This window comes from Paenibacillus sp. LS-5, assembly GCF_056121505.1.
Genome location: NZ_JBWAVA010000050.1, coordinates 1 through 523 on the forward strand (window position 1 = coordinate 1; position 523 = coordinate 523).

Below are 523 nucleotides of genomic sequence, written 5' to 3' on the forward strand. Positions count from 1 at the left end.
TCGCCCTATTCAGACTCGCTTTCGCTGCGGCTCCGGCTTCTCACCTTAACCTTGCATGTTAAACGTAACTCGCCGGTTCATTCTACAAAAGGCACGCCATCATCCATATAGAGGACTCTGACTTTTTGTAAGCACACGGTTTCAGGTTCTATTTCACTCCCCTTCCGGGGTGCTTTTCACCTTTCCCTCACGGTACTGTTTCACTATCGGTCGCCAGGTAGTATTTAGCCTTAGCAGATGGTCCTGCTGGATTCATACGGGGTTTCACGTGCCCCGCACTACTCGGGATCCGTCTCGGAGAGAACACAGTTTAGGTTACAGGGCTTTTACCTCTATCGCGGGCCTTTCCAGACCTCTTCACCTACCATATTCCTTTGTAACTCCATGTGAGACGTCCCACAACCCCAAGAGGCAAGCCTCTTGGTTTAGGCTGTTCCGCGTTCGCTCGCCGCTACTGACGGAATCACTATTGTTTTCTCTTCCTCAGGGTACTTAGATGTTTCAGTTCCCCTGGTCTGCCTCT

1 rRNA gene is annotated in these 523 nt (G+C 51.1%); it reads right to left on the reverse strand.

The window, feature by feature from the left end:
- Positions 1–523: ribosomal RNA gene (locus tag AC0MA3_RS26380) — 23S ribosomal RNA — on the reverse strand; the annotation flags it as partial.